We start from the raw sequence: 15,341 nt of genomic DNA on the forward strand, positions 1-15,341 counted from the left end.
CGGGGGAAAGCCGCTCACCAGGCCCGGTCGGTGGCGGCGGTGAGCAGTTCCCCGAGCATGTCGCGCACGTTGCCCGGCGCCCGCATCCCGTCCAGCGCCCCCCGGGCCGATGCCGCACGGCTGCTGATGAGCCGTTCGCACTCGGCGAGCGCCCCGCTGTCCACGATGATCGATTGGATCCGCCGCACCTGGTCGTCGTCGAGGTCGCCCGCTGCGAAAGCGCGGTCGATCTCCGCCAGCTGCGCGGCGTCGGCCCGCCGCCGAGTGGTGGCCAGCAGCACGGTGGGCTTGCGAGTCCGCAGGTCGTCGCCGACGGGTTTGCCGGTGATCGTGGCGTCGCCGAACACGCCGAGCACATCGTCGCGCAGCTGGAACGCCTCGCCCAGCGGCAGCGCGTAGGCCGTGTAGGAGTCGAGCAGGTCCGCGTCGGCTCCGGCGAGCAGTCCGCCCAAGTGCAGCGGGCGCTCGATGGTGTACTTCGCGGTCTTGTAGTGAATGATCGTGCACGCCCGCTCCACCGAGTGCGTGGATCGGGCCTGCTCGGCTACGTCGAGGTACTGGCCGAGCACAAGCTCCGCGAACGACTGCGCCACCATCGGCTGCACGGCCGCCAGCCGCTGCGGCGGGAGGCCGCTGGAGCCGAGCAGCTCGTGGAACCAGGCCAGGCACAGGTCGCCCAGCAGCAGCGCCACCGAGGTGCCGAACAGCTCTGAGGAACCCCGCATCCGCTCGGCGTGGTGCAGGTCGGCGTGCTGGCGGTGCAAGGACGGAGCGCCGCGGCGGGTGTCGCTCTCGTCGATGATGTCGTCGTGGATCAGCGCGAACGCGTGCAGCAGCTCCAGGGCCGCGGCGGCGGCGATGATTCCGGCGTCGTCGGGGTCGCCGCCTGCGCCGCGCCAGCCCCAGTAACAGAACGCGGGCCGCAGTCGCTTGCCACCGATCAGGAAAGTGCGCAGCGTGTCGATCGCCGCGGCCCACTGCGCCCGGCCCGCGTCGTCGGCGGCCATCGCGCGGTAGCGGTCCTCCTGCGTGTCGAGGAACCGGGCGAGGGCCGCGTCGACGCGTTCTCGCACCCCGTCGACGTCCACCGGGTGGGGCGGGGCGGGGAACGTGGTGGTCATCTGGGTACTCCCTGGAGCTGTGAATCGTTCGGCCCACGTGGAGGGGCCGTCCACAAAACTAGGGTTCGCGAGGCGTGCGGGCATCGGCCGTTGTGCCCGTGATGATCTCCGCCGAACGGTCGGCCGTTCGGCTGTTTCCGAGCCGTTCGGCCGAGGTTCAGATTCCGTGGCGAGCGGCGGCGCCGTCGAGCAGTGCGCGCAGTCCAGCGTCGAAGCGCTCTTCGGCGGTGGTGGTCGTGGCGAGCCGCGTCCACTCGGCGTGCGGCGTCTCGGTCCCGAGCAGTGCGCGCAGCTGCGGGAGGTCGCCGTGTTCGAGCTGTTCCTGGAGGAATCGGGTGGTGTCGGCGGGAAATTCACCGTCGTGCAGCGGTTCCCCGGTGCGCAGCACGTTGCCCTGCACGTAATCGTCTACGGCCGCCAGCAGCGCGAGCTTCGATTCGGGGTCTAGCGCGGTGTCGGCGAGGGCCGCGAAGGACTGGTCGGCGTGGCGCAGCGCGTTCGGTCCCAGCCGGGCGTTGCGCAGGCCTTGCAGCAACCCGCGGTGGCGCAGCGATACCTCGCGGGTGCGGTGCGCGATGGCGGTGAGCGCGGCCCGCCAGCCGGTCGGCAGTTCGTCGGCGGGAATCAGGATTTCGCCCATCAGCGCGTCGTCCATGAGCGCGATCAGGTCGTCCTTGGTGCGCACGTAGTGGTACAGGGTCATCGTCCCGGCGCCCAGTTCGGCGGCGACCCGGCGCATCGAAACGGCTTCGAAGCCTTCGGCGCCTGCCAGTGCGAGCGCGGCCGCGGCGATCTGCTCGCGGGTGAACCGGGGTTTCCGGGTGCCCGGTGCGGGTTCGGCCCAGATCGGGGTGCCGCCGTGCTCGGTTGCCATGTGGTACACCGTACCGCTAACGTTGTTCGTGCGGTGTACGTCTATCGAGTACGCCGTACCAATTGAGAGGGAGGCGGCAATGCGCACCGAGCACGAGACCGAAGTCCTCATCGCGGGAGCCGGACCGGTCGGACTGGTCCTGGCCTGCGAACTGGCCCGGCGCGGCATCGGTTTCCGGATCATCGACAAGGCCACCGAGCACTTCGGCGGCTCACGGGCCGACGGGATCCACCCGCGCACCCTGGAGGTCTTCGCCGACCTCGGCGTGCTCGACGAACTCCACGCGGCGGGCGACGGCGGCATCCCGATGCGCAAGTACGCCGAGGGCGAGCTGGTCTGGGAGGGCAGGCCCAGCGAACCGGTGCCCGCCACCCCCGGCGTTCCGCATCCCAACCCCTGGTTCGTCCCGCAGTTCCGCATCGAGGAGATCCTGCGCAAAGCGCTCGCCGGGCGCGGCGGCCAAGTCGAGCTCGGCGTCGAGCTGCGCGAACTCCGCCAGGACGATCGGCACGTCACCGCCCTGCTCGCCGACGGCACGGAGATCCGGTCCCGCTACCTCGTCGGAGCCGACGGGGGGAGCAGCACCGTGCGACGCGCGCTGGGCATCGGCTTCCACGGCGAGACCGACGAGACGACCAGGATGCTGATCGCCGACGTCCGACTCAGCGGACTCGGCAGGGACGAGGCGCTGGCCTGGTCCCGCGGCGGGGAGATGGCGTCCGCGCAGCCGCTCGCCGGCACCGGCCTGTTCACCGTCACCACGTCCCGCGACGACATCGCGGCCACCCCGGCCGAACTGCAGGAACGACTCCGGTGGGTCAGCGGGCTCGACGTGCGGGTGCACGAGGTGCATTGGAACTCGACCTGGCGGGCCAACGCGCGCCTCGCCGAGCGCTACCGGGACCGCCGGGTCCTGCTCGCGGGCGACGCGGCGCACGTCTGCCCGCCCACCGGCGGGCAGGGCATGAACACCGGCGTGCAGGACGCCTACAACCTGGGCTGGAAGATCGCCGCCGTGCTGCGCGGGGCCGACGCGGCGCTGCTGGACACCTACGAGGCCGAGCGGCGCCCGGTGGCGCGGGACGTGCTGGAGGTGAGCGGACGGCTGCTGGACCTGATGCGCGAGGACGATCCCGAAGCGCACGTGCGCGGTCCGGAACTGAACCAGCTCGGCCTGCACTACCGCGCAGGTCCGCTGTCGGCGGAGGAGCGCACTACCCCCGGCCCGGTGCGCGCGGGTGACCGGGCGCCGGATGCCCCGTGCGCGCGGGGCGGGCCGAGACCCGGCTCTTCGACTTGTTCGGCGGTGCCCACTGGACGCTGCTCGACTTCGGCGGCTCGCTCGGAGACCTGGGCATTGCGGGCTTGGACGTGCACGCCGTCGTCGGCGAGGCGGCCCGCCCCGGCGACGTCGTCGACGTGCAGGGCCACGCCCACACCGGCTACGGCGTGGACGAGCCCGCCTTGCTGCTGATCAGGCCCGACGGCTACCTCGGCTGGTGCGGGGACGCCGAAGACCTCACCGGCCTCCGGTCCTACCTGCTGCCGAAGCTGCCCAGGTGAACGCCTCCTTCGCCCGATCGGGCAAAGGAGGCGTTCACCTGGCCGGAGGCGCCGGTGAACGCCTCATCCAGCCGATCCGACCGGGCGGATTCTTGTGGTGGTCGCAACGCCTGATGGTTTATGTGGTGGTGAGTAGATCACGGAGGCGTTGGGCTGGGGTGTGCCAGCCGAGTGTTTTGCGTGGTCGGTTGTTGAGTTGTTGGGCGACGTGTTCGAGGTCTTCGGGGCTGTGGATGCGGAGGTCGGTGCCTTTGGGGAAGTATTGGCGCAGGAGTCCGTTGGTGTTCTCGTTCGTTCCGCGTTGCCAGGGTGAGTGGGGGTCGCAGAAGTAGACCGGGACTCCGGTGGTGATGGTGAACTGTTTGTGTGCGGCCATTTCGCAGCCTTGGTCCCAGGTCAGGGAGCCGCGGAGGTGTTCGGGCAGGGTTTTGATCAGGGGGATCAGGACGTCGCGGACGGCTTCGGCGGTGTGTCTGCCGGGCAGGTGTCCGAGCAGGACGTAGCGGGTGGAGCGTTCGACCAGGGTCACGATCGCGCTTTCGTTGCGGGTGCCGACGATCAGGTCGCCTTCCCAGTGGCCGGGCACGGCCCGGTCTTCGATCTGTGGTGGGCGTTCGGAGATCATCACCATGTCGTCGAATCGGGGCGTGCGCTGTTCGGGGCTGCGGTGTAGTGCGCGGCGGGTGCGTCCGGTGCGCAGCGCGTCGGCGAGTTCGCGCCGTAACCCGCCTCGTGCCTGGATGTAGATGGCTTGGTAGATCGTTTCGGGACTCACCCGCATGCCTTCGTCGTCGGGGAACTCGGTGACCAGAGCGTGACAGATTTGCTCTGGTGACCATCGTTGCTGCAGGCCGGCGGTGACGTAGTCGCGTAACGGGCCGTGTTGGGCGAGTTTGGAGGCCTTCGGGCGTGCGCGGCTGGCGGCCCATGCCCGCTGCGCCCGGTGCGGCTGATATTCGCCGGCGACGCTGCGGTTGTCGATCTCGCGTTTGACCGTGGAGGGCGACCGGCCCAAAACACGCCCGATCGCCCGCAACGACTCGCCCTGCCGCCACAAGTCAGCGATCGTTTCCCGTTCCGTCACCGTCAAAAACCGGGGGTGCAGCTCAGCTTCGACCACCGCCAACGACAACACTGATCCACTAGTCACAGCGGTGTTGTAGTCGATCCTGTGCCCGTCCGGGTGCACCCGGGCATCACCGATCTTGCGGATCCCCCGATCCCAATCAGCGGCAGTGCGCACATGCACCCCGACCCGTGCCGCAGCATCCCGCCTCGACACCCCGGACCCACGCAACTCGTCGTAGACCGCCCGGCCGGGATGCCCACGCCTGCCCGGTTTCCCACGACCACGAACACCCGCCCTCTTCGCCCACCCGAACGCCGTCGCAGGAGCCACCCCGGCCACCCGAGCAGCACCCGCAATACAGCCCCCTTCACCCTCCAACACCTCGAAAAACCACGCCTTCAACCCCGCAACAACCACGACCCCCACAACCCCTCAAATCCAAGGCGTTGCAAGGACCGCTAGAACCCGCACCGGGCTGAGGGGACATTCACCTGACGCGCCGAGCCGGAGGTGCTCCGCCGCCGTGCGACTCACGGGACTCGCTAAACGAGGATGCCCGCGATGGCTGCGCTCATCAGGTTGGCGAGGGTGCCGCCCGCGATGGCTCGCATGCCGAACTCCGCGATCTGCGGACGGCGCGAGGGGACCAGGCCGCCGAGGCCGCCGAGCAGGATCGCCAGCGAGGACAAGTTCGCGAACCCGGTCAGCGCGAAGGTGATGATGATGGCGGTGTGCGGGTCGAAGTTCGCCGCCTGCGGACCGAAATCGCTGAACGCGACGAACTCGTTGAGCACCAGCTTCTGCCCGACGAAGCCGCCCGCGGTCACCGCGTCCTGCCACGGCACGCCGATCATCCACATCACGGGCGCGAAGACGTACCCGATGATCTGCTCGAAGGTGATGTCGCCCAGCCCGACCAGGCCACCGGCAGCGCCGAGGATCAGGTTCAGCAGGGCGATCAGCGAGACGAACGCGAACAGCATCGCGCCGACGTTCAACGCGAGCTTCAGCCCGTCGGAGGCGCCGGTGGCGGCGGCGTCGATGACGTTGCGCGGCTTGGTCTCCAGCGCCTCGCTGTCGTCGACCGCCGTCGCGGTGCCCGCCTTCTCCGGCTCGCCGGTGTCCACAGTGGAGGTTTCCGCTTCCGCGGTTTCGGCCGGCTTCGGGTTCTTCGAGAACCAGGCCGCCGGACCGCGCCGTTCGGTGCGCTCCTTGGCGGCCTGCTCGGCGTCACCGGTCGACTGCTCCGTCTCCGGCACGATGATCTTTGCCATCATCAGGCCGGCGGGCGCCGCCATGAAACTGGCCGCGATGAGGTGGTCCAGGTTCGCCCCCAGCAACGCGTACCCCACCATCACCGAACCGGCCACAGTGGACAATCCGCCGACCATCACGGCGAAGAACTCCGACCGCGTCATGCCCGCCAGGTACGGCCGCACCACCAGCGGAGCCTCGGTCTGGCCGAGGAAGATGTTCGCCGTCGCGTTCAGCGACTCCGCGCGCGTCGTGCCCAGCACCGCGCGCAGGCCGCCACCGACCACGCGCACCACCCACTGCAGCACGTTCCAGTGGTAGAGCACCGCGGTCAGCGAGGCCACGAACACGATGATCGGCAGCACTTGGAAGGCCACCACCGTCGCGCCGTTGGTCGGCATGATCGGCCCGAGCAGGAAGTCGATGCCCTCCTTCGACGAGTCGATCACGCGCTGCACCCCGGAGGAGACCGCGCTCAACGCCTGTTTGCCCGCATCCCACCGCAGCACGATGAAGGCGAACACCAGCTGGATCGCCAGCGCCCCGAGCACGGTGCGCGGCCGGATGGCCCGGCGATCGGTGGACAATGCGAACGCGATCAGCAAGAGCACCACCATGCCCGCCGCGCCCCAGAGCACCTGCACGTGACCCACCTTTCCTCGATGCGATTCGCGGAATGCTCGCATCCTCGTGAACCATGCGTGCGGGCGGCCTCACCACGGGAAATGTGGCAACGCGGTCCGGCCCCCTCCGCTTCGGAGCGAGCCGCGAGCCGACCGCGGGAAGGTGCCGCCGGGCGAGGCCTGCGCGCGATGGTCCGGAAAGCCGCCTTCGGCGCGGCCGGATGGATCAACCGCGAGGTTCCGTCAGCGGCGCACGCCCACGCCACCGTAGATCAGGTAGTCGGCGGCGTTCTCGTCGAGCCGTTCATCGGGGCGCCATTCCGAGACGAACACGGCGCCGGGCTCGACCAGCTCGAACTCGCCGAACAGCTCGGCGATCCAGCGCTTCGGGCGAGGTGTGGCGGGGTTGCTGCTGGTGGCGAAGAGGCGGGTCAACTGGGCGAGTTCCGCCGGACGCGCCTCGTTGGCGGCGTGGCTGACCGCGAGCATGCTGCCGGGCGCCAGCGCATCCCGGTAGCGCGCGACGAGCTTCGCCGGGTCGTCCTCGTCCGGGATGAAGTGCAGCAGTGCCAGCATCAGCAGCATCACCGGCTGGTCGAAGTCCAGCAGCCGTCCAGTCTCGGGATGTCCGAGGACCAGTTCCGGATCACGGGCGTCGGCCTGCACGATCGTCGCCTGCGCGTCGTCGTCGAGCAGCAGGCGGCTGTGCGCCACGGCGACGGGTTCGTAGTCGACGTAGACCACGGGGCAGGACGGGTCGATCTCGTGCACGATCTTGTGCACGTTGCCGACGGTGGGGATGCCGGAGCCGATGTCGATGAACTGCCGCACGCCTGACTCCAGCGCGTAAAGCACGGCACGGCGCAGGAATTCGCGGTTGATGCGGCTGGATGTCGTGATGCCGGGGAAGATCCGCTCGGCGTCGCGGGCGAATCGGCGGTCCGATTCGAAGTTGTGGCCACCGCCGAGGAACACGTCGTAGACGCGTGCCGCACTCGGCTTGGTGATGTCGACATCCGCCGGGATCCACTCCTGCCGGCTCAACCCGCACCCCTTCCTGATCAACGACGGTCCTCGGAGGGTGCCGCAACGGCGGCGCCGGAGGGTCGCGGATCGATCACGGAATGCGGCGCCGGAACCGGGGCCGGGTCGTGGAAGCCGGCCGAGATCGTTGAAGCGGGGATGTTCGTTCAGCCGCCGTCGATGCCGCGCTGGTCCGGGTCGTTCGGACGCGATCTCCGGGCGGCGATCCGGATGCAGCGCATGCACGGCATGCCGCTGGATTCTTCGACGAGGGAGGGCTCGAGCGGCATGCCGCACAACGTGATCAGCACCTCGCGCGGTGTCCAGGTCGCGGCGTGCACGACGCGAGCGCGTTCGCCGACGATTCCCGCGCGGTAGCGGACGTTGAGCACGGTGGGCTCGGGCGGTGGGCGACTGTGGTCCGCTTCGACCATCTCGGGTAGCGCCGCCGTTCCGGGTTCGGGTTGGCAGTCGTGAAAAGCAGGCATGTTCTCTCACCTGATTAGCTCGCGGTGGGTGAGCGCTTGTCCTGTCAAGCTACGACCGCTCTGCACTATGGAGTGACAGCTATGTGACAGTGCAGCAATAAAGTGCTCACTCCAACGTGTGTCACCTAGTCTGGTGGTCCAATGGCCCCACGTGGAAGGAGTCCCGTGCCACTACCCGAACAGGGACTGGCCCTCGGTGACCGCGTCGCCATGGCCCGCAAAGTCGCCGGACTCAACCAGCAGGCCCTGGCCCAGCGGGCCAATTACAGCATCAGCATGCTCCGTGCGGTGGAACAGGGACGGGAGCCCGGATCGCCCGCGTTCGTCGCGGCCGTCGCCCGTGCGCTGGGGATCGAGGCCGAGGAGCTCTACGGGCAGCCCTACCGGAGCACGCTCGACGACGACGGCGGCGTCCCGCCGGGGTTGACCGAACTGCGCACGCTGTTCGCCGAGGGTCGTTACGCCCTGGCGCTCGATCCCGGCTCGGCCGAGGAACTCGAAGCCGACCTCGCCAAGGCGCGGGACCTGCGGCACTCCGACCGCGCCCGGCAGGCGATCGAGATGACGCCGTCGTTGTTGCGCAGGATGGCCGGCGCCATCCGGCAGGCGAGCACCGATTCGGGACGTGAACGGGGGTATCGGCACCTCGCTCAGGCCTATGGCAACACAGCGCAACTGGTCTACCGATTCGGGTGGATTCCACTTGCGACACAGGCCGTGGATCTGATGGAACTCGCTGCGGAGCGTAGCGATGATCCGCTGCTTGCAGCTCACGCTGTGCAACATCGAGCGTTGATCCTGATGTCCTGCGCCGCGTACGACACCAGCACCCGTCTGGTGCAGCATTCGCTCGGCCTTCTGGAGTCCAGACCGGACAGTGAAGAGGTGCTCGCGCTGCGCGGTTCGGCGCATCTGCGCGGCGCGATGATCGCCGCCCGCGGCTGCGATCTGGACCGGGCACGGGAGCACATCGCTGAAGCGAGAGTGCTCGGTCAACGCATCGGCCGGTCATCGGCCGCCTACGACACGAACTTCGGACCCGGCAACGTGGAGATCCACGACGTCGCGGTCTCGTTGGAAGGCGGCGACCCCGGCCGGGCCGCCCGGGATGGCTCCGAACTGCGGCTGCCCGACGACATGCGTGCCAACCGAGTCGGGCACCACTGGCAGGACGTCGCCCGGGCCTGGGTGATCGCAGGTGACCACACCAACGCCCTGCGTGCACTGAGCAACGCACGCCGAGCGGCCCCCCAGCAGACCCGCTACCACCCGCAGGTCCGCGAAACGGCCCGAGCCATCGCCATGGCCGAACGCCGCAAATCCGACAGCATCGCCCACTTCACCAACTGGCTAGGCCTCAAGGTCTAACACCCCCACCCCGCACAACTGGACGGCAAAGCCCCCGAAGCCCAGTTGCCTCGCGGCGAAGCCGTGCAGTGGGCGGCGAAGCCCGCCTGCCTCGCGGCCGAAGGCCGTGGCTTGCGGCGAAGCCGTGCCTGTATGTGCGAAGCACATAGCCCACGTCAAAAAGCCGACCACCGGCGGGTTCTCAGTGGCTTCCTCGCGAGGACAGCTTTTTCCCCCGTGGCGGAGCCACTCGGGAAAAAGATCCCGCAGCGAGGAAGCCACTGAGGTTCCGCCACCCGACCACAAAGCAAGACGCCCCCGAAACCCCCACTGAGCAAGGCAGACGTAGGAAGGGCACTCTTGGGGGCATGGTCAGCATTAAGGACGTCGCCGAACGCGCCGGAGTGTCGGTGGCCACGGTGTCGAACTCGCTCAACCGGCCGGACCGGGTTTCGGTCACCACGAGGACGCGGGTGTTGTCGGTGATCGACGAGCTCGGCTACGTCCGCAGCGAGTCCGCCCGGCAACTCCGTGCCGGGCACAGCCGCATCATCGCCTTGCTGGTGCTGGACATGGGAAATCCGTTCTTCGTGGACGTCGCGCGCGGGGTGGAGGCGGCGGCCCGCGCTGAGGGGATCGGCGTGATGTTGTGCAATTCGGGTCAGGACCCGGAGGCCGAAGCGCTGTACTTGTCGTTGTTCGCGGAGCAGCGGGTGCGCGGTGTGCTGGTCACCCCGGCCGATGTGAGCGGCGCGAATCTGGATTCGTTGCGGCGGCAGGGAATTCCGTCGGTGTTCGTCGACCGCAAGGTCGGCAGTGAGCTTTCTTGCTCGGTGGCGGTGGATGATGTCGCTGGTGGCGCGCTCGCGGTGCGCCACCTCGTCGAGCAGGGCCACCGGCGGATCGGTTATGTCAGCGGACCCGCTTCGCTGACCCAGTGCCTCGATCGGCATACCGGTGCGCGGACCGCGCTGCGCGAAGCCGGTGTGGATGAGGACGCGTTGAGCGTGCTCGAAGTGCCCGCGCTGGACGTGGCTTCCGGGCGGGATGCGGGTTCCCGGTTGCTCGGGTTGCGTTCGCGTCCCACCGCGGTGTTCTGCGCCAATGACTTGCTCGCGCTGGGTTTGTTGCAGTCGCTGTTCGCGGCCGGTGTGCGGGTGCCGGAGGACATCGCGCTGGTGGGCTATGACGACATCGAGTTCGCGGCGGCGGCCGCGGTGCCGCTGACCTCGGTGCGCCAGCCCGCGTTCCGCATCGGACGCAAGGCGGCCGAGCTCGTGTTGGCCGAGACCGATCGCGACACCGCCGCCGGGCACGTGCATCAACAGGTGATTTACGAACCGGAGCTCGTCGTGCGACGTTCCAGCTTGCCGTCGGCCCGGTGAATCGGGGAGTCCTTTCGGAACGGCCTGCGTAGCCGGCGGAACCTGCACGGTTGCCGCGCTGACCGGACGACGATCGAAAGATCATTCTGAAATGTCTCTCAAAACGGACACCGTCCGCATGGATGCGCCCATGCGGGTTGCGGGACCGCCCGAACGGGGGTTCCTCGGGGCGGCCGTGCTTCGGTAACACGTTCCCTATCGGTGTTCGGCCGGGAAATCGTCCGGTCGTCTGCCGAAACGCGCGGCCGGTGACCGGCCCCGCCCGCCTCCCGTGCGCAGTCGGAGGCCCGCGAGGCGCTCGTTCGCGCGGCAGCCGACGGCGAACGACGGGAGCGCGCTCGATGGACACCACCGGCTCATCCGGCTCGGCGCCGAACGACGCGAGTCCCACCCGCAAGCAGTGGAAGTGGACGGCGCTGGCCTCGATGGCCTCGTACATCGACGCGGGCTCCATCGTCGCCGCGGCGGCTGGCCTGCCGCTGTGGGAGGCGTTCCTCGGGCTGGATTCGACCGTGGTCGGGCTGCTCACCGCGTTCAGTTCCAACGCGATCTCCGCGGCGATCGGGGCGCTGATCGGCGGCAGGCTCGGCGACAAGTTCGGCCGCAAGCGCATCTACGCCTGGGATCTGCTGGTGTTCGCGTTCGGCATCTTGTGGATCGTGTTCGCGATGAACCTGCCGATGCTGTTCATCGGCTATGTCATCGTCGGGCTCGCCGTCGGTGCCGACCTGCCGACTTCGCTCGCACTGATCGCCGAGTTCTCGCCGGGGCGCTCCCGGGGGAGGCTGATCGGGGTCGCCCAGGTGGCCTGGAGCCTCGGGCCGATGGTGACCTTGCTGCTGGCGTTCGCGCTGGCCCCGCTGGGGCTGCTGGGCGTGCGGATCGTGTTCGCGCACCTGTTCGTCGTCGCGCTGGTGACCTGGTACTTGCGGCGCGGCATGGTCGAGTCCGCGCATTGGCAGCAGGCGCGACAAGCCGCGCTGGACAGCGGGAATCCGCTTGCCGCCGGGCGGCTCCGGGACGTGTTCACCGGTCGCAACCTGCGGGCGCTGGTGTTCACCGGCGGGCTCTACGCGTTGTGGAACACGGTGGCGGGCACCAACGGCGCGTTCCTGCCGTACATCCTGCAGCACACCGGGAACGTGGATCAGGCGACGAGCGTCGCGATCCAGGCGTTCAACTATCTGCTCACCATGCTGGCGGTCGCGCTGGTGTTCATGCCGATGGCCGACGGTGGCCGTCGGAAACCGTTGTTCGCCTTCGGTGCGGTGCTGCAGATCGCCGCGTTCGGCTGCTTCGTGTTCCTGCCGATCGGTGTCGGGGTGGCGATCGCGAACGTCGCGCTGTTCGGAATCGGGGCGGCGTTCGCGGGAGAATCGTTCTACAAGCTGTGGTCCCAGGAGATGTTCCCGACGATGCTGCGCGGGACCGCGCAGGGGATCACGTTCGCGTTCGCCCGCATCGTGCTGGGCATCTGGAGCTTTCTGGTGCCGCTCATGATCGCGTCCTCGTTCGGGCTGGCGGGAATGGCGGCGATCATGATGGGGATGCTGGTGCTGTTCGCCGTCATCGGCCTGTTCGGCATGCCGGATTCGGCAGGCAGGTCACTGCAAGCGCTGGAGCAGGAACTGTCCACTTCGGGCACCGCCGAAAGTGTCGATTCCGATCGTGAAATCAAAGGCGCTGAGTGATCGAAGGCGAACTGGATACACCTGATCGGGGCGTTTACTTTCAGTTCTTGGTGCCTTCCTGATCTGGCGGCGAAAATATGGCGTGTCGGCAATTCGCCAGACCGGCGAATGTGGTCGATTGGGAACGTTCAATCGATTCGAACCGGGACATTCGAGTTCTGGGTCGGAGAGTTGGTTCGGAGGATCCATGCGTCACATTCGGGGGGTCGCGCGTGCCGTCGCGGCGACCGTCGTCATCGGAACATCCATGATCGGTGCACCGGCGTTCGCCGCGCAGGCCGACACGAACTACGTGGCACTGGGCGATTCGTTCGCCTCGGGCACGGGCACCAGGGACTACTTCGAGGACAGCGGGGACTGCCTGCGCAGCCCCAAGGCCTACCCGCAGCTGTTGGCCGACGCGAACGGCGCCGCCTCGTTCAGCTTCGACGCCTGCTCGGGCGCCACGACCGACGACCTCAACGCGAATCAGCTCGGGTCGTTGTCCGCGGACACCACGCTGGTCACCGTGCAGATCGGCGGCAACGACATCGGGTTCGCCGACGTCATCCAGCGCTGCCTGCTCGGCAACGACGAGGGCTGCGACAGCGCGGTCTCCGACGGCGAGACGAAGACACGCGACGAGCTGCCCGCGAAGCTCGGCGCCACCTACGAGAGCATCCGCTCGGCGGCGCCGAACGCCGAGATCGTCGTCGTCGGCTACCCGCGGATCACCGAGACCGGCGACTGCGGCATCCCGGGATTCACCGACGCCAAGCGGGAGCGGATCAACGCGGGCGCGGACGTGCTCGCCGAGGTCATCTCCGGACAGGCTCAGACCGCCGGGTTCGACTACGCCGACCCGCGCAGCACCTTCGACGGGCACGGTGTCTGCGGTGACCCGGAATGGATCAACGGCCCGAGCAACCCGCTGCAGGAATCCTTCCACCCCAACATCTCCGGCCACGCCGACGGCTACCTGCCCACGGTCGAGTCGATCACCGGTTGATGTCGGCGCCGGGCACCTCGCCGGGCGGCGGGTGCCCGGCGCCTCAACTCAGCCGCGACCTGCTGACCGTCGTGAGTCCGCCGTCGTCGTCGGCGCGTTGCAGCGAGACCGTCGCGTGCTCGCCGTCGGTGTCCAGCAGGCCGACCATGTTGCCGAAGTACGGACCCGCCGACTTCGACCAGCCCAGCGGTACCGACGGCACCCCGGCTCGTCCGGCCAGCCTGCGCAGCACCGCGGCGAGCGGCCGGGACCAGGCGAACCGGAGCGGCACGGTCAGGTGCGGGGGAGTGGCGTTGTGCAGCGGCGAGCACGTCACCTGAACCACCCGGGAGCGCGACGGCGGGGTGAATTCGGCCGCCGCGAGGTAGCTGTGGTGCACGTCCCCGGACAGCACCGACACCGAAGCCGTCCGAGGCCGATCGGCCGCCGCCCGCAGCAATCCGGTGAGGCGGTCGAAGGAATCGCGGAACGCGGCCCAATGTTCCAGGTCGCCGACTTGGCGGATCCGTTCGGCGAGCTTCGGCCACCGCCCGCGTTCGGAGCAGGCCAGCTCGTTCCACGACTGCAGGTGATGCACGGCGTGCGGCAGCAGCCAGGGCAGCGAGGACGCGACCACGACGTGCTCGTCCGCACCGCTGCGAACGGGGGAGTCCGCGTCACCGGACAGGACCGGCGGGGGCGGTTCGTGGCCGATCGCGTCCGCATCGACCCGCAGCTGATCGCGCAGCCACTCGAAGTCGGTATCGGAGAGCATCGCGCGGTCGCCGCCCTCCAAGATCCGGCCTGCGCGGGTGTCCAGCACGATCAACCGCAGTGATCCCAGGTCGCGCCGGTAGCTCCAGCGCATGTTCTTGTACCGCCCGCGCGGCCCGCTGGGGCCGTGACCGCGGCCGGCCTCGGGCGCGCGGAGCTCGGTGTCTGCGGCCGCGGCGAACTCGCGCAGCACCGGCAGCGCGTCACCGGTCCTGCCCGCGGCCAGCACCGCCAGGTAGGTCGGATCCTTGTCCAGGTCGTCCGGCCCGAGGTTGCCGATGTGCTGGTACACCCAGTACGAAATGAGCCCGCCGAGCAGGCGTTCCCGCCACCACGGCTCGGCGGCCATCGCGGTGCGCCATTCCAGCGAGGTGTTCCAGTCGTCCCGGACGTCGTGATCATCGAAGATCATCATGCTGGGCACGGTGGACAGCAGCCACCGCACCAGTGGATCGCTCCATCCGTACCGGTAGAGCGCGGTGTACTCCTCGAAGTCCGCGATCTCCTCGCCCGGCGGTTCCCGCAGGTCGCGGCGCTCCGCGATCTCCCGGCGCACCTGCGGCGCCGGTTGGTCCGCGTAGACCTGATCACCGAGGAACAGCATCGCGTCCGGCCAGTCCCGCTCCGGCATGTCCATCAGCCGTCGCGCGCACGACTCCAGCGCGTCCGGTCCCAGCGCACGGCGGCGCGCGGCGTCCTCGGTCGGGCCGAACCGGCACGAACCGAACAGCAGCCGCGCCCGCGTTCCGCGCGCAACCGTGCGGATCCGGCTCGGCGGGTGCGTGTCGGCGGGAGCGGGCCACACGAGCGCGCCGTCCACCCGCACGTCGTACGGCGTCGACGTGCCCGGCTGCAAGTCCCTGATCGTGACGAGCGCGTAGTGGTGGCCGCCGACCTGGAACGTGTCGACGGCGCTGCCGAGCACCTCGACCGTGCAGGCCTCGTCCAGCTCCAGCCACACCGTCGCCGACGTGTCGTCGGCGTAGCGGAGGATCGGCCCCAGCACCACATTCGTCACGCGCCTTGCATACCGCACCGGAGAGCGCGGTGAAAGCGTTCCCACTCGCGGTATCCGGTAACGGGCGTTCGGTGACCTCGTGTGGTCTGCCTGCTCACCCCGGTTGTGCGGTGTCCACCTGCTCGTCCCGCAGCCGATTCGGCT

Annotated in this window: 12 protein-coding genes and 1 pseudogene; 6 read left to right on the plus strand and 7 right to left on the minus strand. The window is 69.0% G+C overall.

From position 1 onward, the window contains the following. Positions 1–14 precede the first annotated feature (14 nt). Both H2Q94_RS09930 and H2Q94_RS09935 read right to left on the minus strand, forming a co-directional pair. Positions 15–1,121, minus strand: coding sequence for a polyprenyl synthetase family protein (locus tag H2Q94_RS09930; protein ID WP_243794163.1), 1,107 nt, complete (start codon positions 1,119–1,121; stop codon positions 15–17). Positions 1,122–1,278: 157 nt separating this feature from the next. After that, positions 1,279–1,995, minus strand: a complete 717-nt coding sequence (locus tag H2Q94_RS09935; RefSeq protein ID WP_243794166.1) for a TetR/AcrR family transcriptional regulator — start codon at positions 1,993–1,995, stop codon at positions 1,279–1,281. A 79-nt stretch (positions 1,996–2,074) separates the two neighbouring features. Here H2Q94_RS09935 and H2Q94_RS09940 point away from each other — a divergent pair. After that, positions 2,075–3,202 (plus strand): annotated as a pseudogene (locus tag H2Q94_RS09940) (FAD-dependent monooxygenase); the annotation flags it as partial. Between the two features lie 53 nt (positions 3,203–3,255). Beyond that, positions 3,256–3,558 carry an aromatic-ring hydroxylase C-terminal domain-containing protein gene (locus H2Q94_RS30895; protein ID WP_397545451.1) on the plus strand — a complete coding sequence of 101 codons (303 nt, stop codon included), beginning with the start codon at positions 3,256–3,258 and terminating at the stop codon, positions 3,556–3,558. A gap of 118 nt (positions 3,559–3,676) precedes the next feature. Here the strand turns inward: H2Q94_RS30895 and H2Q94_RS09945 are convergent, their stop codons facing one another. The 4 genes from H2Q94_RS09945 to H2Q94_RS09960 form a co-directional block, all read right to left on the minus strand. Next, a complete protein-coding gene (locus tag H2Q94_RS09945) occupies positions 3,677–4,840 on the minus strand; it encodes an IS30 family transposase (protein ID WP_243795630.1) in 1,164 nt (387 codons plus the stop codon). Positions 4,841–5,169: 329 nt separating this feature from the next. Continuing rightward, entirely contained in the window at positions 5,170–6,525 is a 1,356-nt protein-coding gene (locus tag H2Q94_RS09950; RefSeq protein WP_243794170.1) for a NupC/NupG family nucleoside CNT transporter, read from the minus strand. A 222-nt stretch (positions 6,526–6,747) separates the two neighbouring features. Beyond that, positions 6,748–7,548, minus strand: coding sequence for an SAM-dependent methyltransferase (locus H2Q94_RS09955; RefSeq protein WP_243794171.1), 801 nt, complete (start codon positions 7,546–7,548; stop codon positions 6,748–6,750). A gap of 146 nt (positions 7,549–7,694) precedes the next feature. Continuing rightward, positions 7,695–8,015, minus strand: a complete 321-nt coding sequence (locus H2Q94_RS09960; protein ID WP_243794172.1) for a hypothetical protein — start codon at positions 8,013–8,015, stop codon at positions 7,695–7,697. A 165-nt stretch (positions 8,016–8,180) separates the two neighbouring features. Between H2Q94_RS09960 and H2Q94_RS09965 the strand changes: the two genes are divergently transcribed. From H2Q94_RS09965 to H2Q94_RS09980, 4 genes are all read left to right on the plus strand, one after another. Further along, positions 8,181–9,383 (plus strand): helix-turn-helix domain-containing protein, encoded by a 1,203-nt coding sequence (locus H2Q94_RS09965; RefSeq protein ID WP_243794173.1) that lies wholly within the window; start codon positions 8,181–8,183, stop codon positions 9,381–9,383. 347 nt (positions 9,384–9,730) lie between these two features. Next, positions 9,731–10,747 carry a LacI family DNA-binding transcriptional regulator gene (locus tag H2Q94_RS09970; RefSeq protein ID WP_243794174.1) on the plus strand — a complete coding sequence of 339 codons (1,017 nt, stop codon included), beginning with the start codon at positions 9,731–9,733 and terminating at the stop codon, positions 10,745–10,747. Positions 10,748–11,088: 341 nt separating this feature from the next. Further along, positions 11,089–12,438 carry an MFS transporter gene (locus tag H2Q94_RS09975; protein ID WP_243794175.1) on the plus strand — a complete coding sequence of 450 codons (1,350 nt, stop codon included), beginning with the start codon at positions 11,089–11,091 and terminating at the stop codon, positions 12,436–12,438. Between the two features lie 187 nt (positions 12,439–12,625). After that, the gene (locus H2Q94_RS09980) at positions 12,626–13,426 is read left to right on the plus strand and encodes an SGNH/GDSL hydrolase family protein (RefSeq protein ID WP_243794176.1); all 801 of its coding nucleotides are present in this window, start codon (positions 12,626–12,628) and stop codon (positions 13,424–13,426) included. A 43-nt stretch (positions 13,427–13,469) separates the two neighbouring features. Here the strand turns inward: H2Q94_RS09980 and H2Q94_RS09985 are convergent, their stop codons facing one another. Then, entirely contained in the window at positions 13,470–15,197 is a 1,728-nt protein-coding gene (locus tag H2Q94_RS09985; protein ID WP_243794177.1) for an alkaline phosphatase D family protein, read from the minus strand. Positions 15,198–15,341 lie beyond the last annotated feature (144 nt).

The organism is Saccharopolyspora gloriosae (assembly GCF_022828475.1).
GTDB classification, from domain to species: domain Bacteria; phylum Actinomycetota; class Actinomycetes; order Mycobacteriales; family Pseudonocardiaceae; genus Saccharopolyspora_C; species Saccharopolyspora_C gloriosae_A.